A 19,224-nucleotide genomic window follows, 5' to 3' on the forward strand; every position below is an offset into this window, starting at 1 on the left:
AACCTGACGCCGAATGGTGTGTCTGCCAGCAGCGCGGTCCTGGAGAATTTTGAGACCATCTTCCACCAGGATCTGAACGGAGACGGCACGATCGGAGTGCCGAGTTCTGCCACGGACTTCCATTTGATATGAGGGACAGAGGCTGCGTGGCTGAAGGGCCGAGAGTGCCTCAAACGACTCGGGCTTCTCTCAGCCTCGCGATCTCATCGTCGCCGAAGCCGAACTCCTTCAGAACCTCATCCGTTTGCTGGCCGAACTCCGGCGTCCGCGCCGCCGGCGAGCCTCTTTGCCGGAGTTGCTTCTTCTTCGCCATCCGATTCATCCGGCGTGGTTCAGCCGGCGGCTGCAAGCAATCGTCGTTCGCGGTCGGCGCCAGTGGCAGTAGTGCATCTCAGAATCCTGCAGATGGTTCTCTTTCGACGCAGGACCATGACACCCCTCAATCCCGCGGTTCACCTACACGTTCATGAAGCCTGCAGGCCGAGTGCTGATTGCCGGCGGGTTTCCTGCCGCGATAGCGTCCCGGCACGCAGGCATGGCATGCCCGCTGGGCTCTGCCCGGGCAAAGATCGTTCTTGGCTGGGCCTCTCAGAATGTCTCTGCGAGGAAAAGTGCATTCCCCAATTCAGGACCGTGAACGGCCGAAAAGCGGCGGTTGCCCCTAGGTTGATGCGCGGCTATAAGCCTCCGGGAAACTATCTACAAGCGCCAAGTTTGGGCCGATTGCGAGTGCTGCGATGCCGGATTCCACGTTTGATCTAGCGGGACGCCGCATCTGGGTGGCGGGCCATCGCGGTATGTTGGGCTCGGCAGTCACGCGCAGACTTGCGAGCGAAAATTGCGAGATCCTCACCGTCGCGCGCGAAGAACTCGACCTTTGTGACCAAGCTGCAGTGAGGAGCTGGTTCGATAGGATGCAGCCGGAGGTTGTTGTGCTGGCCGCGGCCAGAGTAGGTGGAGTGCTTGCAAACAGCAGGTATCCTGCGAGCTTCCTATCCGACAACCTCGCTATCCAGGACAACGTGATTCAGGCGGCTGCGGCTGGTGGCGTCAAGAAGCTGTTGTTCGTCAGCTCTTCTTGCGTCTACCCACGCTTGGCGGAGCAGCCTATTCGCGAAGAAGCTTTGATGACCGGGCCGCTAGAGCCGACCAACGTCTGGTATGGGGTTGCAAAGATTGCGGGCATGATGCAGTGCGCCGCATATCGCCAGCAATATGGCCTCGATTTCATAGCCGCAGTCCCTGGAAATCTTTACGGACCGGGCGACTACTTCGACAATGAGAACTCCCACGTCATTCCGGCGTTCATCCGCCGCTTTCACGATGCGGTCAGCAGCAGGCTTGACGAGGTCGTGGTCTGGGGTGGGGGGGCTGCGCGCCGCGAATTTGTTCACGTCGAAGAGTGCGCCGACGCGCTAGTTTTTCTCCTAAAGAATTATTCGTCGGGCGATATCATCAATATTGGCAGTGGTCTCGACGTCTCGATCCGCGAACTTGCAACCTTGGTTGCTGCTGTTGCCGGGTTCGCCGGGCGCATTAGCTTCGACGCTTCGAAGCCCGAAGGGGCGCCTCGCCGGCTGCTGAGTACTGAGCGGCTTACGCGGCTCGGCTGGCGATCGAAGATGTCGCTGCGTCAAGGATTGGAAACGACATATCGGTGGTTTCTGGATAGTCGTGCGGCCGGGCACGTTCCGCGCGGGTTTGGGCCAGACGATGGCGGCCGTGATGTTGGCGCTCCTAAGGGAAGCGGCAGTTAGCCCTCGAGCAATCTGTTGGTCCGTGCAATGAACTCCGCCGTCGCTTTCTCAGGGCTAAAGAGATCTTTGTAAACTTGGCGGCCCGCTTCCGCGACTCGCCGCGCCCAAAGGGGGTCATCGACTGCTCGCTTCATCCGCGCGACGAACTCCCCGCCGGAGGCGGCAAGCGCGCAGGTTTGACCGTCAACAAGCGCCACATTTCCGAGGGCCACATTTTCATGGGCGATGACGAGGGTCGATTGGCTGAGTGCATACAGGATGCGTGTCCTGTTGCCGACCGGAACGTCGATGGGCACCAGTGCTGCGTGACATTCGGCCAGAGTAGATGGAAGGTTCTCGACAAAGCCGACGCGAACAAATTCTGGCTTGTCCTTGATCGCCTCGGCAAACCATTCGGGCAGGTTTCCCCGCCCGGCCAGTAGAATCTTGAAGCCCCCAGGTCCCCAGAGCTTGACCAGCGGGCTATAGACCTGCGTTACCATAAAATGCAGCGCCGAGCGCGAACCGAGACCCACGAGATTGCCGAAGAACATGAAAGTGGGGGTATCCGGCTTTGCGCGGTATGGGACAGGAGCGTCGATCACAGGCCAGGGGTAGGGACAATATTGATGATTCCTGAGTCCGAGGCGGTCGAGCTGTTCTTCCGACGACGCTGCCGACACGATGACTTCATTATATGATGATAAAACACGCGCATAGACGTGCTTCCAATTCCGTGCGGCCAACCAGTACTTCGCAAAAGCGAAAATTCGCCACGGGCGTTCCTGAAGGCCGTAGAGACCGTGATAATAGGTCGTCTGGAAATTGAGATCGCCCAGCCAAGCAAGCTTTCGTGCGGCGGGTATCTCGGCTCCAAGCCATGCGGGCAAGATATCGAACGCAATAAACAAGTCGGCGGCAAATTCTCGCCCCCGTTCGATCAGCTTCGCGACAGGCGACAGATCTATCCGATGTTCCCTCGCGCCCTGCACGACAAGCTTACGGGTGGTCGCCGCGAGGACCTCAAAGTGGTCGGTTGAGACAGACTCGCGATATGCCTCGAAAGCCTCATGATCCTTGTGGCCTTCGTCGAGTATGACGAGATGAAGAACGTCGAATGATTGAGTGCGGATTCCCTCTAGGAAGTTGTAGATGATAACGAGGCTAGCACCCTCGCGTTCGTCTGGAACCCCCTTTGTACAAAGAACAATCCGCCTGCGTCGCTGCAAGTTATAGCTCCCTGGCAACGACTGGCTTCGTGGCGGATATCCCTCGTTCGAAGGTCATTTTTTGCTTGATAATGCCGGAATTGTTTGCGAGGAGGCCCAATACCAATTGCACCTGAGGCAGTTGGCGCAGAAGCGGCAAATTAAGCGGTCCAAGCCGAATGAATCAAGCGATTATTATTACCTCGATCAATCCTCCCAATGAGGTCATGAAGACCATCGCGAGGGACGCTGTTCGCTCGGGCTTCGACTTTTTCGTGGTTGGGGATACCAAGAGTCCCGCAGACTTCTCGATTGAGGGGTGCCGTTTCCTTGGGATCGCGGATCAAGCCAAGTCGGGTTTCGCATACGCAAATCTCGCGCCGGTGAAAAATTACGCGCGCAAGAACATTGGCTACCTGGCTGCGATCGCAAATGGTGCGCAGGTCGTCGCCGAGACGGATGATGACAATTTCGCGCGGCCGCAGTTCTTCGAGGGCCGGAGCCGCAGGCTGACTGCTCCGGTTCTGTCGGGACATGGATGGGTGAATGCCTATCGGTACTTTTCCGATGGAAATATTTGGCCGCGTGGGCTGCCTCTAGATCACGTTCTGAAACCTATTCCGGACTTCGCGACATTGGAGTCTGCCGAGGTAGATTGTCCGATTCAGCAGGGGCTTGCCGACGGAGATCCCGATGTCGATGCGCTTTACCGGCTGGTGCTGCCCCTGCCTCACAACTTCAGGACCGATCGGATCGTGGCATTTGGGCCCGGCGCGTGGGTTCCGTTCAATAGCCAGAACACGAGCTGGTGGCCAAGTGCCTTTCCGCTGATGTATCTTCCGTCCTATTGCAACTTCCGAGTGACCGATATCTGGCGCAGCCTAATTGCTCAGCGCATCGCATGGGCAAGCGGTTGGCACATCCTCTTCCATGGGCCGACTGTCTGGCAGGATCGCAATGAACATGATCTGATGAAGGACTTTGAGGACGAGATTCCGGGCTATCTGAACAACCATCGCATTCGACTGATGCTCGAGGACCTGCCGATCAAGGGTGGACCCGATCACATCAGCCAGGATGTGCGTCGCTGCTATCAGGCCCTGGTCGAATGCGAACTGATCGGGGCTGCCGAGCTTCCCTTGCTTGATGCATGGACTTCGGATTTGGATCGAATTCTCAGTCTTGGATAGGCTCTGGCAAGGGTACGTGAGACTATGAACTGGCAGGATCGTTTACGTGCATCTTTGCTGCCGACCTATGAGGGGCTGCCGAGCGGCACCAAGCGGCTCGCGCGGCGAATATTCGCAGTCCTGCAGGGGCCAGTTTTCTCAGCTCGCGCGCGATGGGTCCGCTTCACGTATTTGCGTCACATCGACAAGGAGCGAAGATATCTGTTCCTTTGCATGGCTCGGTTCGCGATCGTCAACCGGCCGATCAACGGTTACTACATGGAGTTCGGCTGCTTCGGCGCCAAGACCATGAGGCTGGCATATGACAGCTTCCATCATCTGCTCGATTGGCGCTATCTAGCCTTCGACTCGTTCGAAGGATTGCCGGCCATATCGGAAATCGACCGTCAGGACGCTTGGGAGCAGGGCAAGCTGAAGACAGGTGAGGAGGACTTCAAGCGAATATGCCGACGTCATGGCATGCCGGCGGACCGATTGCGGACGGTGAAGGGGTTCTATGACGTCAGTCTGACGTCAGATCTGGCTCGGGACCTTCTTCCGGCCAAAGCCGCCGTCGTCTATATCGATTGCGATCTTTACGCATCCACCGTTCCCATCCTTTCGTTCATCATCGATTTCCTGCAAGTTGGCACGATCATCGTGTTCGACGATTGGAATTGTTTCTGGGCGGATCCTGATCGTGGTGAACGACGTGCTTGGCGCGAATTCTGCGAAGCGCATCCGCACCTTCGTTTTGAGCCGTTCGTGCAGACGGGGATGCAGATGTCCTTTGTCTGTGTCGGCCTGTCCGTCAACGGCAACGGGAGTTCGCCCGCGTGAGCTGGCTTGCGGCGCTTCGCGGCCGTTTCGCGGGGCGCGTTCTGTTCTTTGTGAGCGCGACGGTCTTTCAAGCCGTCCTGTCTGTCGCCCTCCTGCCGTTGACCACCGTCGTGTTGACTGCGACCGATTTCGGCTATTTTGCCCTGATGATGTCGTGGGCTGCGCTTGCTAGCGCTTTTGGCGATGCAGGCGGCTCTCTTGCGCTACCAGCAAATTATTCGGTTGCTTCGATACCCGAGCGCCGGCGGATGTTATCAAGCTTCTTTGTGGTCTCGCTCGTTTTCAGCTCGAGCCTCGCCGTCTTGTTTCTGGCGGCCTGGCCTTGGCTCCAGCAAATAATGTCAGTTTCCGATGAGGCCTCGCGCGCAACTCTTATCCTGACGGCTGTCCTCATTCCTTTGAAGACGGCGACAATGCTTGCGACCAATGTCTTTGCCGTTGCTGGTCGTGGCAACGCGGCCGCAGCCCAGATCGCTATGCAGGCAGTTGGCTCTTTTGCGGGCACGTTGATCTCGCTCTTTGGCTTGCATTGGGGATTGTCATCATTGTTTGTTGGAGCCGTTGTTGGCCAAGCATGTTCCGTCGTTGTTGCCATGACCGCACTCGGCGCGGAACCCTGGTACCTGCCTAGCCGTCGGTGGATGTCGGTCCTTCGATCCCACAGCCTTACATCGATTGCCGCGGGCCTTACTGGTGGCTTGCGCAGCATCGGAGAGAATTCAATCGTCGCCGCAAATCTCAACCTTTCAGCGGTCGGATATCTCAGCCATGCCCGTCTCTACTATGGGACATTGCTCGCTGGGACCAATGCCGTTGCGGTTAACGTCTGGTCGATCTCGCTGGCCGAGGCGCGAGATGCGCGAAGGCATTTTCCATTGACCAAGCGGGTGTGGATGCCAATTCATGTTCTGATTGCCCTTTTCGGCGTGGCATTCTCCTGTTTCGGCGAAGAGTTTGTGGCCATTCTGACGCATGACCGGTTGACCCCCGCAGCGCAACTCGTACCTTGGTTCGCATTGCTGCTGCTGCTTCACGTTTCGGGCAGAGCGCAAAATGCGACCGTCTATGCAAATGGCGGGGCGAGAAGCCTCACAAATGCGAGTTCGCTGATTTCAATTTGTTGCTTAGCCGCCTTGCCATTTGCCGTCGGTAAGGTGGGAGGGGTTGGCTGGAACGGAGGACTCGCGGGGGTCGTCATCGTTCTTCTTGCTGAAGCGATTTTGTTCCGAGCCTACATCTACTTGAAATCGATTTCGTTCCAGCGCCTTGACGGCTTTGATGATAGTCGGGTCGTCTGGGGCAGCGCTGCCATTATCCTGAGCTGGCTGTTCAATGCATACATGGTCCCGGCGCTGATAACGAGAATCGGTCTATGTGTCGCGGTTTGCGCTGCGATAGTCATCGTCGAACGAGAGCGCATCATCGATTTGCGGCGCGTTTTGCAGAATCGATCTCAAGCAAAGACACAGAACATTTGAACGAGGCCAAACTCATGGCGAAACACGACCTGGGAGCACTCCAAGCCGCCGCAGAGATTGCGGCAGCACTTGTCCTCGAAGGATATGTTGATCGATGGGTGGAAGGTGCCATTTTCCCCTGCGAAATGGCATTCTTTCTGGCGTGCTGCATGACCGAGGACGTTTCGGTCGTCGTGGAGTCCGGTCGTCAGGATGGTTACTCGACAGAGATTCTGGGTGAGTGGGCCAGGCGGAGTGGCCGCAGGCTTGTCTCGATCGACCTGGAGCAAGATTCGGCGCGCGCGGCGGCGTGTCGGCAGCGTCTTGCGCATTTGCCGATCGAGCTTGTCAAAGGCAGCGCCTACGAAGAGTTTGGCCGTTGGTCGAATAGGCTGCGCGGAGCCCGGGTTGGTTTTCTAGTCGATGGTCCCAAGGGGTGGCCGGCCATTTCGATGATGGCCGCGGGTCTGGCCGACAATGTTCGCCTGATGGCAATTCACAACCTGACCGTCGGGGGCGGCGAGCGGGCGTTCTTCGAACAATTGGGGGGCGCAGAGGTGTTCTACGAAGCCGCACTTGCTGAGCCTGGACCTCGCTGGAGCGAGTTGCGCGAACGTGAAGTCGACGTGGCAATCCGGGCAGGCGCTGCCCGGTCCCTGGAAATGTCTTCGCTTGGCGTTCTCAAGCTCGATCCGGAACGCCGCCAGCGTGCTCGCCGGGCTCTGCGGGTGGAGTTTGGCCTCCATCAGCCGAGAATTGTTAGGGCTTTTTGGTCGCTGGGAGCCTATCGCGCAACGACGAAGCTTTATGGCTTGTCCTACAGGCTTTTGGGACGCTAAGCAGGCGAGCCGCAACATCTCCGAAACCGCGGGGGAACTGTCTACTCGAACCGGCCAGAAGAACACCTCAGTCGGGCGCCGTGCTTCGCTTGATTGTGACCCAATAGTTCGGTATGTCGAGGCCGCTCCCGCGTTCATCTTTTGTTTCGAAAGCTTGCGCCATGACTGCCGGCCGTCAAATACCATATGTGATCGCAGAAATCGGATCCGTTCACGATGGATCGTTCGGAAATGCGTGTCGTCTGCTGGAAGTGGCGGCCGACTGCGGCGCGGATGCGGTCAAATTCCAGACTCACATTGCCGAAGCCGAGACACTGTTGGATGCGCCTTCGCCGTCGTATTTTTCCGCCGAGCCGCGCGCGGAATATTTCAGGCGAACGGGCTTTTCCGTTGATCAATGGGGACGACTTGCGGAGCTGGCTAAGAAACGAAAAGTCGATTTCCTGTCTTCACCGTTTTCTCTCGAAGCAGTCGACCTGCTGGAGCGTGTTGGTGTCAGTGCGTACAAGATTCCTTCCGGCGAAGTGAGCAATTTGCCGTTGATGGAATATATTGCGCGGACGAGGAAGCCGGTATTGCTCTCGTCCGGTATGAGTAACTGGCACGAATTAGACGCCGCGGTTGCGGCACTTCGGTCGTCCTGCGCGCTGACCTTGCTTCAATGCACGTCGGTCTACCCTTGTCCACCAGAGCAGGTCGGCCTTAATGTCATGCTGAAAATGCGCGAACGCTATGACGTTCCTGTCGGATTTTCGGATCATACGTTGGGCTTTGCCGCTGCGATTGCCGCCGTTGCGCTCGGTGCCACCGTGGTCGAGAAGCACTTCACCTTCTCCAAATTGATGTATGGCAGTGATGCCAAGCACAGCATGGAGCCGGATCAGTTCCGACTTCTCTGCGACGAGCTGAAATTCACCGGGCGGATGATGGCTGCTCCGATCGAGAAGGATGACTTATCCTCTGTGTTGGAGATGAAGCGGATCTTCGAGAAGAGCATTGTCGCTGCCGCAAATATCGCCGAGGGCACAGTAATTCAGCAGCATCACTTCGCGTTCAAGAAGCCCGGAGACGGTATTCCCGCCGCCCGATACCGGGAGTTTATTGGCCGGCGCTTGGTGAGGTCCCTGCCGCGGGATCACAAGTTCGGCGAGGAGGATTTTGCGTGAGCAAGAAGAAGATTTGCGTGGTTGTCGGCTCGCGCGCGAACTACAGTTCAATCAAATCGGCGATGCGCGCCATTCAGCAGCATCCAGCTCTCGAGTTGCAATTGATCGTGGCCGCATCGGCCGTGCTCGATCGCTATGGCTCCGTCGTCAATTTGATCGAGAAGGATGGCTTTACCCCTCATGCTCGAGTGACGATGCTGATCGAGGGAGAGACGCCGGCGACCATGGCCAAGTCCACGGGCCTCGGCCTGCTCGAACTGCCAACCTTGTTCGAACAACTCGCTCCCGACGTGGTGCTGACCGTCGGGGATCGCTTCGAGACGATGGCAACAACCCTGGCCGCTGCCTACATGAACATACCCGTGGCCCACACCATGGGCGGCGAGGTGAGCGGCACTATCGACGAAAGCATTCGTCATGCGGTGACGAAGTTCGCGCATATCCACTTTCCAGCAAGCAAGGGTGCACGGGAGCGCATCATCAAGCTTGGCGAGCGGCCGGAACATGTCCACATGGTCGGCTGTCCGCGCATCGATCTGGTTGCCGATATTCTGAAGAATCCGATCGAAAATATCTTCGATAGGCTCTTTGATGACGGTGTCGGTCAGCGCTTCACAATCGATGAGCCGTTTGCACTCGTATCCCAGCATCCGGTTACGACCGAGTATGGTGATGGTGAGGCGCAAATCACAATGACTTTGGAAGCGGTGCGCGAGCAGGGTCTGGCCGCGGTTGTGCTGTGGCCGAATGCCGATGCGGGCTCTGACGACATCTCGCGTGGTATCCGGAAGTGGCGCGAGCGGAAGCTCGACGATCGCATGCACTTCTTCAAGAATCTGCCCATCGACGTTTACGTCAACCTCATGCAGTCGACAGCATGTCTCGTCGGAAATTCGAGCAGCGGGATAAGAGAAGGGGCGTACATCGGCACGCCCGTTGTGAATATCGGTTCCCGGCAGAACATGCGTGATCGCGGCGACAACGTGATCGAAATCAGCTATGACAAGAAGCAAATCTCAAATGCTATCGCGAGGCAGGTCGAGCACGGTCGCTACGCGATGAATCCGATTTACGGCGACGGAACGGCTGGCCCCAGGATCGCCAACGTTCTGGCCGCCGAGCAGGTGGAAATCCAGAAATGCATCACGTACTGAGCGTGAGACGGGCTGGCATCGACGAGGCTGATACCGAATGAGCCTTGTGGCCGTCATACCCGCCCGCGGTGGTTCGAAAGGCATACCTCGTAAGAACCTTGCGCTATGCGGGGGACGCTCGTTGCTGGACTGGACGGCAGAGGCTGCGCTGCACTCTGGTGTCATTGATCGCGCGGTACTTTCGACGGATGATCAAGAGATTGCTGAGGCCGGGCGCGCGCTGGGGCTTGACGTGCCTTTTCTCAGACCTGCGGACCTCGCGGGAGATTCTGCATTGATGCTGGGGGTCATGCAGCATTGTCTTGCCGAATTGCGCCGGGCGGGAGAGGCGATCGAGGCAATCGTGCTGCTGCAACCGACCTCACCGTTTCGCCGTGCGCACCATGTGCGCGAGAGTGTCGCAAAATTCCGCGAGACCCAGGCGCATACACTGGTGAGCGTGGTGAGCGTGCCGCATCGCTTCGTCCCCGAAGGGCAGATGCGGGAGAACGATGGGCTTCTATCACCCTATTTCGGAGGAGGCATCGGAAGGACCACGCGGCAAGCGAAGGAGCGTCTCTATGCTCGGAACGGGCCAGCCGTGCTGATCGTCCGCAGCTCAGTGCTCGACGCCGGATTGCTCTATGGAGAAACCATCGTCGGCTACGAAATGGACGAGTTGTCCTCTCTCGATATCGACACGCCGGAAGAGCTTCGGCTCGCCGATCATCTGTTGCGGACGGGCTACGTTCGATGAACGCAATCGTGCGATATCTACGCCGTAGTCCGTTTGCCGCAGGGCTCGCCGATCTTAGGGAGCGGGTGGTGAACGCCGCGGACTATCGGCGCCTGCGCGACGATGTCGATAGAAGCGTCGCCAGTATGGCCTTCACACGCGAGTTGCCGGCGCCTCAAGCCAGTGCCCCAACCGTCCTTGTACTGAGCATGACAAACAATACCTATGGCGCGAAGCAGGAGTGTATGCTGGCGCTGGCGCTGCGCCGTAGGGGGTGGCGGGTCAAGGTATTGACGTCAAGCATCTACACTCACGCACAACGTCTTTATCAAGCTTTCGGCATTGATGATTTTCTTGCGTTCGAGAAGTTGGTTAACGTCAAGGATACGCGCGAAGCGGCGGCCGCGGAGGCGCGGCGTTGCAGCGACATGCCGATGGAGTTTCAGTCGGTCATGGAATGGCGGTACAGGGATGCGTGGATAGGGCCGCAGTTGCTCTCGTCAGTCTCGCGCCGCGGATTCGACGGCGCACCCGATCCACGAAAGCCTGAAATTCGCAATGCTATCATCGAGCAGTTGAAGGAATCTGTTGGTTTCGTGCACGCTGCTGAGAAATGTCTGTCGGAACAGCGGCCCTCACTCATCATCGTCAATGAACCGAACTACCATACGCTTGGTCCGTTCGTCGATGTCGCGATCAATATGGGAATCCCGACGATTCACTTCATCCAACCTTCGCGTGACGATGCGCTTGTTCATAAAAGACTCACGCGGGAAACCCGCCGCATTCACCCAAATTCGATCACCCGAGAGACGCTCGAACGGCTCCTGAAGGAACCGTGGGGAGCTCAACAGGAGGTTGAACTCGACGAGGAGTTCAGCAAGCGGTACGGAGGCGTGTGGAAAATTCAGGCACGCAATCAGCCGGGAACGGTCGATGTGACCCGCGCTGAGATCCGGCAGGAGCTTGGTCTCGATGGAAAGCCGGTTGCAGTACTGTTCTCCCATGTGCTGTGGGACGCGAATTTGTTCTACGGCAAGGACATATTCGAGAATTACGGCGACTGGTTTGCTCAAACCGTAAAAGCTGCTGCCGCTAATCCTCGAATGAACTGGCTCATCAAGCTTCATCCGGCCAACATATGGAAACGAAAGCTTTCAGGCGCGTCAGGAGAGTATGGTGAGGTGCGCCTCATCCGAGAGAGCGTTGGCGATCTGCCGGACCACGTAAAGTTGCTTCCGGCCGATACGCGGTTTAGTACGCTCTCTCTGTTCCGTATGGCTGACGCCGGGATCACAGTCCGCGGAAGTATCGGATATGAGCTGCCTTGCTTTGGTGTACCGGTTCTGACTGCAGGAACAGGCCGCTATTCGGGTTTCGGTTTCACGGAGGATCATTCCTCTCGCGAAAGCTACTTGGATGCGCTTGGAAGGCTTGAGAACGTGCACCGTTTGGATCCCGAGAAAGTGCATGTTGCCAGAGTTCATGCTCACGCGCTGTTTGTTAGGCGCCCGTGGGTCTACAAGAGTTTCAGGACGGAGATCGGTCCGAACGTTCGTGATCCGCTGTTCCAAAACCTTGTGCCACTCGTCGGGGCCGATGATGATATCCAGAAAAATGGCGATCTTGATGCGTTCGCCGATTGGGCAGAGGCCTATGAGCAGATAGATTATCTCGCTCCGCATAGCGGTGCTTCTTAGTGACCTGGGCGGAGCGTCCGGCGATATGATCTTATTAGAGCCCGATCTTGTGCGTCATCCGCGCGCATCTCGGGCCCGGGCAATGGGCCGGCTACCACTATGGTCGAGATCATTGCCCCGCCGGCGGAATCCTCGCGAGCTAATGAGGCGGTAAAAGGGGACGAAGATTGGCTTTCGGCGACCACGTTATTTCTGCTTGGATGGTCATACTGCGGCAGGCCAGTTTCTTGATCGCGGTTGCGGGCGCCTGACATGATGGTCGAGCGGCTGTGCGTCGTGCACTTGGCCCAGTCCGACAGCGAAGGCGGAGCGAATAAGGCCGCGTATCGCCTTCACAGCAATCTTCTGCGTGCCGGAGTGGAGTCAATCCTCCACTGCGGTCGGAAGCACCTTAATGACGCCACGGTGGTGCCGGCACACTTGCCGGGCGTGGGAAATTTCGTCAGCGACGTCGCGGCCTATTTCAACGCGAGGAGCCTACGGCAATACCCAAATCGGATGGGCACGCCGTTTTCGCCAATGCGCTTCAGCTATGGTCGCCTGGACACCCGTTTGTTGTCGCGCGCCGACGTGGTGTGCCTCCACTGGATTGCCGGCGGTTTTCTCAGCGCCGGCAAGCTTCAGGCCATAAAGAAGCCGATGGTTTGGCGACTGTCCGATATCTGGCCGTTCAGCGGTGGATGCCACTATCCTGGCACATGCGTCGGGTTTGAGCGGGCATGCGGGTCTTGCCCGCAACTTGGCAGCAAATCGGATGATGACCTTTCCAGGTCTGGGATCAGATTGCGTGAGGATGGGTATCGCAATCTGGATTTGACGGTCGTTGCGCCGAGCCGATGGATCGCGGATTTGGCGCGGCGCTCTCACCTGTTCGGGGGAATGCGCATTGAGCACATTCCAACCGGAGCAGACCTTACGGTGTTCTATCCCCGCGACCGATTGGCGGCGCGGGCTCGGCTCAATCTGCCGGCCGGTGGACATTTCGTTGTCTTTGGCGCGCTTGGCGCAACCACGGACCCTCGAAAGGGCTATGCTCAACTTCGCATCGCACTGGAGAGGCTCGCCGCATCGAGCAATCATCAATTGACGCTGGTCACGTTCGGCAGCGACGAGACAAATCGAGCGGCGCAGATCTCACGATTTCCGGTGTGCCATTTGGGACGGATCGATAATCAGGATACTTTGGCCAACGTTTATTCAGCTGCCGACGTGCTCGTCGCGCCATTTCTCGAAGACAATCTGCCCAATGTTGTTCTGGAGGCCATCGCATGTGGCACGCCGGTCGCAGGGTTTGCGGCAGGTGGCATTCCGGACGCGGTCGAACATGAGAGCCACGGATATCTGGCGCCGACCGGTGATAGTGAGGGTTTGGCGCGTGGAATCGCTTACATTCTTGACCGGCTCGAGGATGGTCACATGAGGAGTAATGCCGGCGCATTCGCTCGACGGAATTTCGATTTGCTGAAGTGTGGAGAGCGCTATGTCGAGCTTTTTCGCGAGGTCGCGGAGAGCCGTGCTTGACAATTCAACTGTTGCCAACCCCAACGGACGGCCTCCGCTGCGTGCGAGAACAACTCTTTTGCGCAAGAAGGATGATGACGGCACGGAGAGCGGTTGAGACGTTTTCGAAACTGGTTGCAGGGACACCGTCAAACACATGACAATCTCGGTGGCGCACGTGTTGCGAACTTACGGTGTAAGCGGCGGTGAGCGGCAGCTCGCGCAGCTATTTGCTGCCGAAACGGGCTCGATTTACAAAAACACGTTCTACTCGCTGTATGACAATCCGGCCTGCACCGCATATTTCTCGCGCATCAGTGGGCTGCACCTGAAAACGGTACTCGGATTGCGTGCGTCGGTGTTCCCTAACCTGGCTGTTGAACTTCTGCTTGTTGCTGTGCTCGCGCCGGTATTGCAGTTGCGCATGTTGTACCTGCTGATGTCCGGACGTCACCGCATTTGCATCGTTCATGGATTGCAGGCAGCGGTAGCCTGCTGGTTATCGGCGTGCCTCATGCGCAACATCCATTTCGTGTACATCCACCGGGGAACAAAATCGCGTGCGGGGTCGCATCCAGTCTTCAAATGGCTTTACTGGCCGTTCGAAATCATCGCAGGTGTATCCATCGCATCTGCGGACTCGCTGAAGCCGCTCGCCGGAAAACGCAAGGTCGTCGCTCTCGAGAATGGCATCGACTTGGAACGTTTACGCGAAATGGCAAAGGGATGTGAGAGACGACGTTCTGACGATCCACTGAGACTCATTTCGTCTGCCCGGCTGATCAAGGACAAGGAGCACGCGTTCCTGCTCGATGTATTTAAGAAACTGGTTCAACGGTGGCCAAATCTGGAGTTTGTGATCGCGGGTGACGGACCCGAACGCCAAAATCTGATCGAACGCGCCGAACAGCTTGGGGTAGCCGGCAAGGTGCACCTAATCGGGCACGTGACAGATATTATTTGTCGTATGGCCAATAGTGACATCTTCGTGCACGCTTCCAGAATGGAGGGTATGAGCAACTCCGTTCTCGAGGCAATGGCTCTTGGGGTGCCGAGCGTCGTCGTCGATGCTCCCGGCGTCAGCGAATGCCATCGCAATGGTGAGACAGGCTTCGTCGTTGCGCGCGACAGGGACGATATGGCAAGGAAATTGGCATTGCTGATTGATGATCGAAATGTTCGCTCGGTCATGGGAGAGAGGGCAAGGCAGCGCGCACAGGATGAATATTCGATTGCTGCGAATCGTGCCCGGTATCACGCTCTATACCGTGAGCTGTTGGGGAGTTGACGCATGTGCGGTTTGCTCGGCGGAATATGGCGCGATGGCGCCGGGGTTGATGAGGCAAGGGCGCGAGAGGCCCTTCGTGGGCTGACGCATCGCGGCCCAGATGCCGAGGGGATTGAAATTCACGACGGGGTCTTCCTCGGGCATCGCAGGCTGAGCATCATCGACCTTGACCCGCGCTCGAACCAGCCAATGCGAAGTGGTACCCTGTCCGTGATCTACAATGGAGAGATCTATAACTATCGCGACGTTCGGGCTGCACTGCGGAGGCGAGGCGTGTCGTTCTCCACAGACTCCGACACCGAAGTCGTGCTCAAGGCGTTCGGTCTGGATGGCATCTCGTGCCTCGAGCACCTTGAGGGGATGTTCGCGTTTGCCATCTGGGATGCGCAAGCGCGAAAGCTTGTTCTGGCGCGCGACAAGTTCGGCGAAAAGCCACTTCAGTATTTCCAGGATGCCTCGCTCTTTGCGTTCGGGTCAGAATTTCGAGCAATGGAAGCGCTCGCGGGCCCTGGGCGCTTCCGGGTCGACGATTCGGCGTTGCCGCTTTACTTCCGCTTTTCATATCTGCCCGCGCCAATCGCTCCGTTCTCGGGCGCGCGCCAACTTGAGCCAGGTTGCTGGCTTGAATTTGACGCGAACGGTTGGGAAGCTAGGACGGGCCGATACTACGATCTTCCGGCTCGCCTGATGAGGCTGCAGTCGAAATCACAGACGTCCTTCGAGAGCGCAAAGCTCGAGCTAAGGAAGCGGTTGACTAAGGCTGTTGAAGATCGAATCCTGGCTTCTGACGTTCCAGTATCAACTTTTCTGAGCGGTGGGCTGGATTCGTCGGTGGTTGCGAGCCTCGCGAGCCAGACCGGCGCGAAGGCTGTGAAGGCCTATTCCGTCGCATTTCCGAACGATCCCGAATTCGACGAATCCGGTTACGCGCGCCTAGTCGCAAAGCGCTATCCAAACCTTGACCATCAAATCATTAATGTCACGGAAGAGGCGCTCGCAGATTTTACGGACCAGACCCTTGCGTTGCTTGGTGAGCCCTATGCTGATGCATCGCTGATTCCGACAGCTTTCGTCTGTTCGCACGTTCGAGAAAAGGTCGTTCTCGGCGGCGACGGCGCGGATGAAATCTTCGCTGGCTACGGAACATACTCCGCCATGCAGTGGAGCGCGCGCATGCCGTCCTGGCTCAAGACGGTGCTCACGCGAGTCCCCGCGGTTAGAAATCCTGTTGCAATCGGAAATCCACTGCTCCGCGGCGCTGCGTTGTTTCACAAACACCTTCGATGTTCTGCCACTGAAGAATATCTTTCGTGGCGTTCTTATGCCAGTTCAACGCAACTCGACGAACTTGGCGTGTCTGAGCGCGGAGGCGAGCACCTCCCGATTCCCGAGCGTCCTATCAGGTCTCTGCGCGACCTTCTTGTGACCGACATCGAATTCAATCTGCCCGCTGACATGCTCAAGAAGGTCGATCTTGCGAGCATGCAGCACAGCCTTGAGGTTCGCCTCCCATATCTAGATTCTGGCTTGGTCGAGTTCGTCTTAAATCTGCCCGCAAGCTACCTGATAGCAAATGGGCGCCGCAAGCATCTGCTTCGCGAGGCTTTTGGCGACTTGCTTCCTCATGAAGTCTTGGGGCGCCGGAAGCAGGGCTTTTTGTTGCCAATCCGCAAGTGGATGAGATATGGACGGATGCGGGACGAGTTATTGGACTTATCTGCGGCCCAAAATGTCTTGGATGTCGACGCGATAAGGGGTTTCGCGGACCGGCATCAGGCTGGAACCGAGGATTTGTCGCCGCTGCTTTGGTCTTGCTACGTTTACCTGAAATGGCAGCAAACGCCAATTGTGGGGCCACTTCGCAATGCGAGATTCGGCGAAATGAAAGCATGACGGGGCGAGATCTTAGAAGCGAGCCGCGGGAATGGGTAGTCGGCGCGACGCCAGGATCCTTCGCCTCGACAATCTTCGCCGCGTCGCGGCGCGCCGTATCCGCAAGTCTCGCCGAGAAGTTGTCCCTCACCATTTGGCTGTTTTTTGTCAGCGTGGCTTGGGCGGCGGTGCGATCCGGTTTCGTTGTCAAATCGGCGTCGGGAGAAGTGCTCGACAATTCGGTCCCGCTTTGGATCAGGCTGGCCTTTTTTGCTGCGTTCGTAATTCCTGCGCTTTCTTTCTTCCTGGTCCGGAAGGATCGCTTCTGGCTGCTCGGATTGGGCTCGACCGTGGGGATTTTGCCGGAAGTTCCTACGATCCCGTTCGTGCGGGATAACGCGCACTTTCTGATCATCCTGAGCGCAGCTGCCGTGGTTTTGCACTGGGCGATGTTCCGTCCAAAGGAGCGTCCATCGAATTTTGCGCGCATCTACGCGGGCTATATTGCCGTGTGCGGGATGTCGGTAATCGTCAATTTCCTCCTTTACCAGAGCGTCTGGCAATTGAAGGTGGGAATATCTTTTCTGATGTTCTTCTCGGCCCTCGCGGTCATGATTGTAAGCGTCAGTTGTGCCAGCAAGTCGCGGTGGGAGACTGTCGAGAGTTTGGTTGAGGGTCTCGCGTGGGGAGCTATTGGGCAAAGTGTGATCGCGGTGTTTGCGCTTCCGCTTCTGTTAAGCCTCCCGTTCGAGGAGGGCGCCGACACCCTCTTTGGTCTGGCGTATTATGATCGCTACAAGTCGACGATGCCGGGGCCGGTCAATCTCGGGATGTTTTTTGTCGCGGTTTTGCCGTTGGTGCTACTGTGGATGCGTTGGGGAAGCAGTATCATCAGAACACGGGTTGGTTGGTTCTATCTGCAGATGGCGCCGTGGCTGGTCGTAATTACGGGCAGCCGAACGGCCCGGGTTGTGATGATCGGAATCATCCTAAGTCTTTTCCTTAAGGCTACGACGCGGCGGAGCGCGCTCCTGATCTTGCCATCCACTGCCGCGGCCTTTTACGTGGGCTTTTATTTCGAGTCCTTTCCGGCAGCCGTCCGCACGATGTTTGGAGATGCGACCGCCGCTACGATGAGCATCAAGGGAAGATTTTTCGACGTTAGTGACCGAACTGGCTTGATACAGTCTGCCCTCGATGCGCTGCCGATACTGGGGCAGAATCCGTTGGCGAACTCATTGTACGCGCCGGATCAGAGCGCTACCCTGTATATTGCGCCGCTTGCCAGCCTTCTTCCAGCGAAGATTGTGACTATACTGAACTTGCTGTTTGGCTACGGTTCCGGTGTCGCAGGATATGTCCGGAGCGGATATCCGTCCCCTCATACCACCATCCTGAATTTGTTGATCGACACCGGGATATTGGGCTTCATTCTTTGCTGTACGTTCTTCGTGTGGCTTGCACTGCGGCTATTTGTGCGCTCCTTTTCTAGGTCGGACCCGCATGCGATCACGATCTGGCTTTGTTTGCTGTCTTACGGGGCTTCCTCAGTCGCAAACGGTACGTATGTCCCTCAGTGGTGGGGGTATTATTCTGTGATCCTCATCCTCGCTTCGGCGGCAGCCGCGAACTCCATCACTGGGCAAAGATCCCGAAAGCTGTTGAAGGGAACTTCGCACCCAGAGTTTGAAAAGAATACGTAGTATGCTCAGGCCAATTGAGTGCGAGTTGACTGTGACATGATATCAAGCGGGGTGGATGAGGCGGCTTCGCACGATGACGCGCATGTTCCGTTGCTGTCGGTTGTGACCGCGACCTATAACAGCGCCGCCACCTTGCGGGACACGCTGGAGAGCGTGCGTCAGCAGACCTTCCGCGATCTCGAGCACATCATTGTCGACGGCGGCTCGACCGATGGCACGATTGAAATCCTCAAGGAATACGGCAGCAGCATCAGATGGATTTCGGAGCCGGACCGCGGCATCTACGATGCGATGAACAAGGGCATCGCGATGTCCAGTGGGCGCTGGATACATTTGTTGAATTCCGATGACTTCTACGCGTCGAACAACGTGTTGGAGAAGATCGTACCGCTACTCGCGCCCAATGCACTCAATTACGCCGATCTGATTCGATTGAATGCCGACGGCAGTCGAGTTCGGCAGAGTTATCGGTTCCGAAAGTGGCCATTGTACATCTCGGCCTTTCTTCCGCACCCGTCCTTGGTGGTCTCGGCAGAACAGTACCGGACGGCCGGTCTCTACGATTCGAGCTTTCGAATTGCGGCTGACCATGACCTGATTTTGCGTCTTCTGGACCGCTACCCCGCCAACCATATCGAGGTTGAAATGACGGTGATGCGACAATCCGGCGTTTCGGCGACAAATCTCGATGTCTCGATGAACGAATTCGACCGGGTCTTGCGGAAGCACAACTTGCCGAGCATTCTTGTTGTCTTCCTGACGGGGGTTCGCCGTGCCTGGTGGAAACTCAGGTCTGCATAAAGCGGCTGACCGTTGCAGGAGGCCAGTCGGCCCATCCCTCCATCGCTGATCCAAAGCTCTTCATCGACACGAGGCC

16 protein-coding genes are annotated in these 19,224 nt (G+C 57.3%); 14 read left to right on the top strand and 2 right to left on the bottom strand.

What is annotated here, in order from left to right:
* Window positions 1-169: 169 nt before the first annotated feature.
* A complete protein-coding gene (locus tag K289_RS51030; protein WP_156918383.1) occupies window positions 170-313 on the bottom strand; it encodes a hypothetical protein in 144 nt (47 codons plus the stop codon).
* 424 nt (window positions 314-737) lie between these two features.
* On the opposite strand from K289_RS51030, the gene K289_RS0136715 reads away from it, so the two are divergent.
* Window positions 738-1,757, top strand: a complete 1,020-nt coding sequence (locus K289_RS0136715; protein ID WP_027555975.1) for a GDP-L-fucose synthase — start codon at window positions 738-740, stop codon at window positions 1,755-1,757.
* Here the strand turns inward: K289_RS0136715 and K289_RS0136720 are convergent.
* The gene (locus K289_RS0136720; RefSeq protein ID WP_027555976.1) at window positions 1,754-2,965 is read right to left on the bottom strand and encodes a glycosyltransferase; all 1,212 of its coding nucleotides are present in this window, start codon (window positions 2,963-2,965) and stop codon (window positions 1,754-1,756) included. The two genes, K289_RS0136715 and K289_RS0136720, sit on opposite strands and share 4 nt — an antisense overlap.
* A 158-nt stretch (window positions 2,966-3,123) precedes the next feature.
* Here K289_RS0136720 and K289_RS0136725 point away from each other — a divergent pair, with 158 nt between their 5' ends.
* The 13 genes from K289_RS0136725 to K289_RS0136785 all read left to right on the top strand — a co-directional run bounded on the left by K289_RS0136725 (window position 3,124) and on the right by K289_RS0136785 (window position 19,148).
* Window positions 3,124-4,134, top strand: coding sequence for an STELLO glycosyltransferase family protein (locus K289_RS0136725; RefSeq protein WP_027555977.1), 1,011 nt, complete (start codon window positions 3,124-3,126; stop codon window positions 4,132-4,134).
* A 24-nt stretch (window positions 4,135-4,158) separates the two neighbouring features.
* Window positions 4,159-4,953 carry a TylF/MycF/NovP-related O-methyltransferase gene (locus tag K289_RS0136730; protein WP_084788873.1) on the top strand — a complete coding sequence of 265 codons (795 nt, stop codon included), beginning with the start codon at window positions 4,159-4,161 and terminating at the stop codon, window positions 4,951-4,953.
* Window positions 4,950-6,431, top strand: coding sequence for a lipopolysaccharide biosynthesis protein (locus tag K289_RS0136735; protein WP_027555979.1), 1,482 nt, complete (start codon window positions 4,950-4,952; stop codon window positions 6,429-6,431). The genes K289_RS0136730 and K289_RS0136735 overlap by 4 nt, the downstream gene beginning before the upstream one ends.
* A 14-nt stretch (window positions 6,432-6,445) precedes the next feature.
* Window positions 6,446-7,249 carry a hypothetical protein gene (locus tag K289_RS0136740; RefSeq protein WP_156918384.1) on the top strand — a complete coding sequence of 268 codons (804 nt, stop codon included), beginning with the start codon at window positions 6,446-6,448 and terminating at the stop codon, window positions 7,247-7,249.
* A gap of 161 nt (window positions 7,250-7,410) precedes the next feature.
* On the top strand, window positions 7,411-8,415 hold the full coding sequence (locus K289_RS0136745) for an N-acetylneuraminate synthase family protein (RefSeq protein ID WP_035687287.1): 1,005 nt from the start codon (window positions 7,411-7,413) through the stop codon (window positions 8,413-8,415).
* Window positions 8,412-9,569 (top strand): UDP-N-acetylglucosamine 2-epimerase, encoded by a 1,158-nt coding sequence (gene neuC, locus K289_RS0136750; RefSeq protein WP_027555982.1) that lies wholly within the window; start codon window positions 8,412-8,414, stop codon window positions 9,567-9,569. The genes K289_RS0136745 and neuC overlap by 4 nt, the downstream gene beginning before the upstream one ends.
* A 37-nt stretch (window positions 9,570-9,606) precedes the next feature.
* On the top strand, window positions 9,607-10,305 hold the full coding sequence (locus K289_RS0136755; protein WP_027555983.1) for a cytidylyltransferase domain-containing protein: 699 nt from the start codon (window positions 9,607-9,609) through the stop codon (window positions 10,303-10,305).
* The gene (locus tag K289_RS0136760) at window positions 10,302-11,984 is read left to right on the top strand and encodes a hypothetical protein (protein ID WP_027555984.1); all 1,683 of its coding nucleotides are present in this window, start codon (window positions 10,302-10,304) and stop codon (window positions 11,982-11,984) included. The genes K289_RS0136755 and K289_RS0136760 overlap by 4 nt, the downstream gene beginning before the upstream one ends.
* Window positions 11,985-12,236: 252 nt before the next feature.
* The gene (locus K289_RS46525; protein WP_051311215.1) at window positions 12,237-13,505 is read left to right on the top strand and encodes a glycosyltransferase; all 1,269 of its coding nucleotides are present in this window, start codon (window positions 12,237-12,239) and stop codon (window positions 13,503-13,505) included.
* Between the two features lie 136 nt (window positions 13,506-13,641).
* Window positions 13,642-14,772 carry a glycosyltransferase family 4 protein gene (locus K289_RS0136770; RefSeq protein ID WP_027555985.1) on the top strand — a complete coding sequence of 377 codons (1,131 nt, stop codon included), beginning with the start codon at window positions 13,642-13,644 and terminating at the stop codon, window positions 14,770-14,772.
* A gap of 3 nt (window positions 14,773-14,775) precedes the next feature.
* The gene (gene asnB, locus K289_RS0136775) at window positions 14,776-16,665 is read left to right on the top strand and encodes an asparagine synthase (glutamine-hydrolyzing) (protein WP_027555986.1); all 1,890 of its coding nucleotides are present in this window, start codon (window positions 14,776-14,778) and stop codon (window positions 16,663-16,665) included.
* Window positions 16,662-18,347 carry a hypothetical protein gene (locus K289_RS0136780; RefSeq protein ID WP_027555987.1) on the top strand — a complete coding sequence of 562 codons (1,686 nt, stop codon included), beginning with the start codon at window positions 16,662-16,664 and terminating at the stop codon, window positions 18,345-18,347. Before asnB ends, K289_RS0136780 begins: the two co-directional genes overlap by 4 nt.
* A gap of 51 nt (window positions 18,348-18,398) precedes the next feature.
* The gene (locus tag K289_RS0136785) at window positions 18,399-19,148 is read left to right on the top strand and encodes a glycosyltransferase family 2 protein (RefSeq protein ID WP_245284101.1); all 750 of its coding nucleotides are present in this window, start codon (window positions 18,399-18,401) and stop codon (window positions 19,146-19,148) included.
* Window positions 19,149-19,224: the final 76 nt, after the last annotated feature.

Source organism: Bradyrhizobium sp. Cp5.3, from assembly GCF_000426265.1.
GTDB lineage: Bacteria > Pseudomonadota > Alphaproteobacteria > Rhizobiales > Xanthobacteraceae > Bradyrhizobium > Bradyrhizobium neotropicale.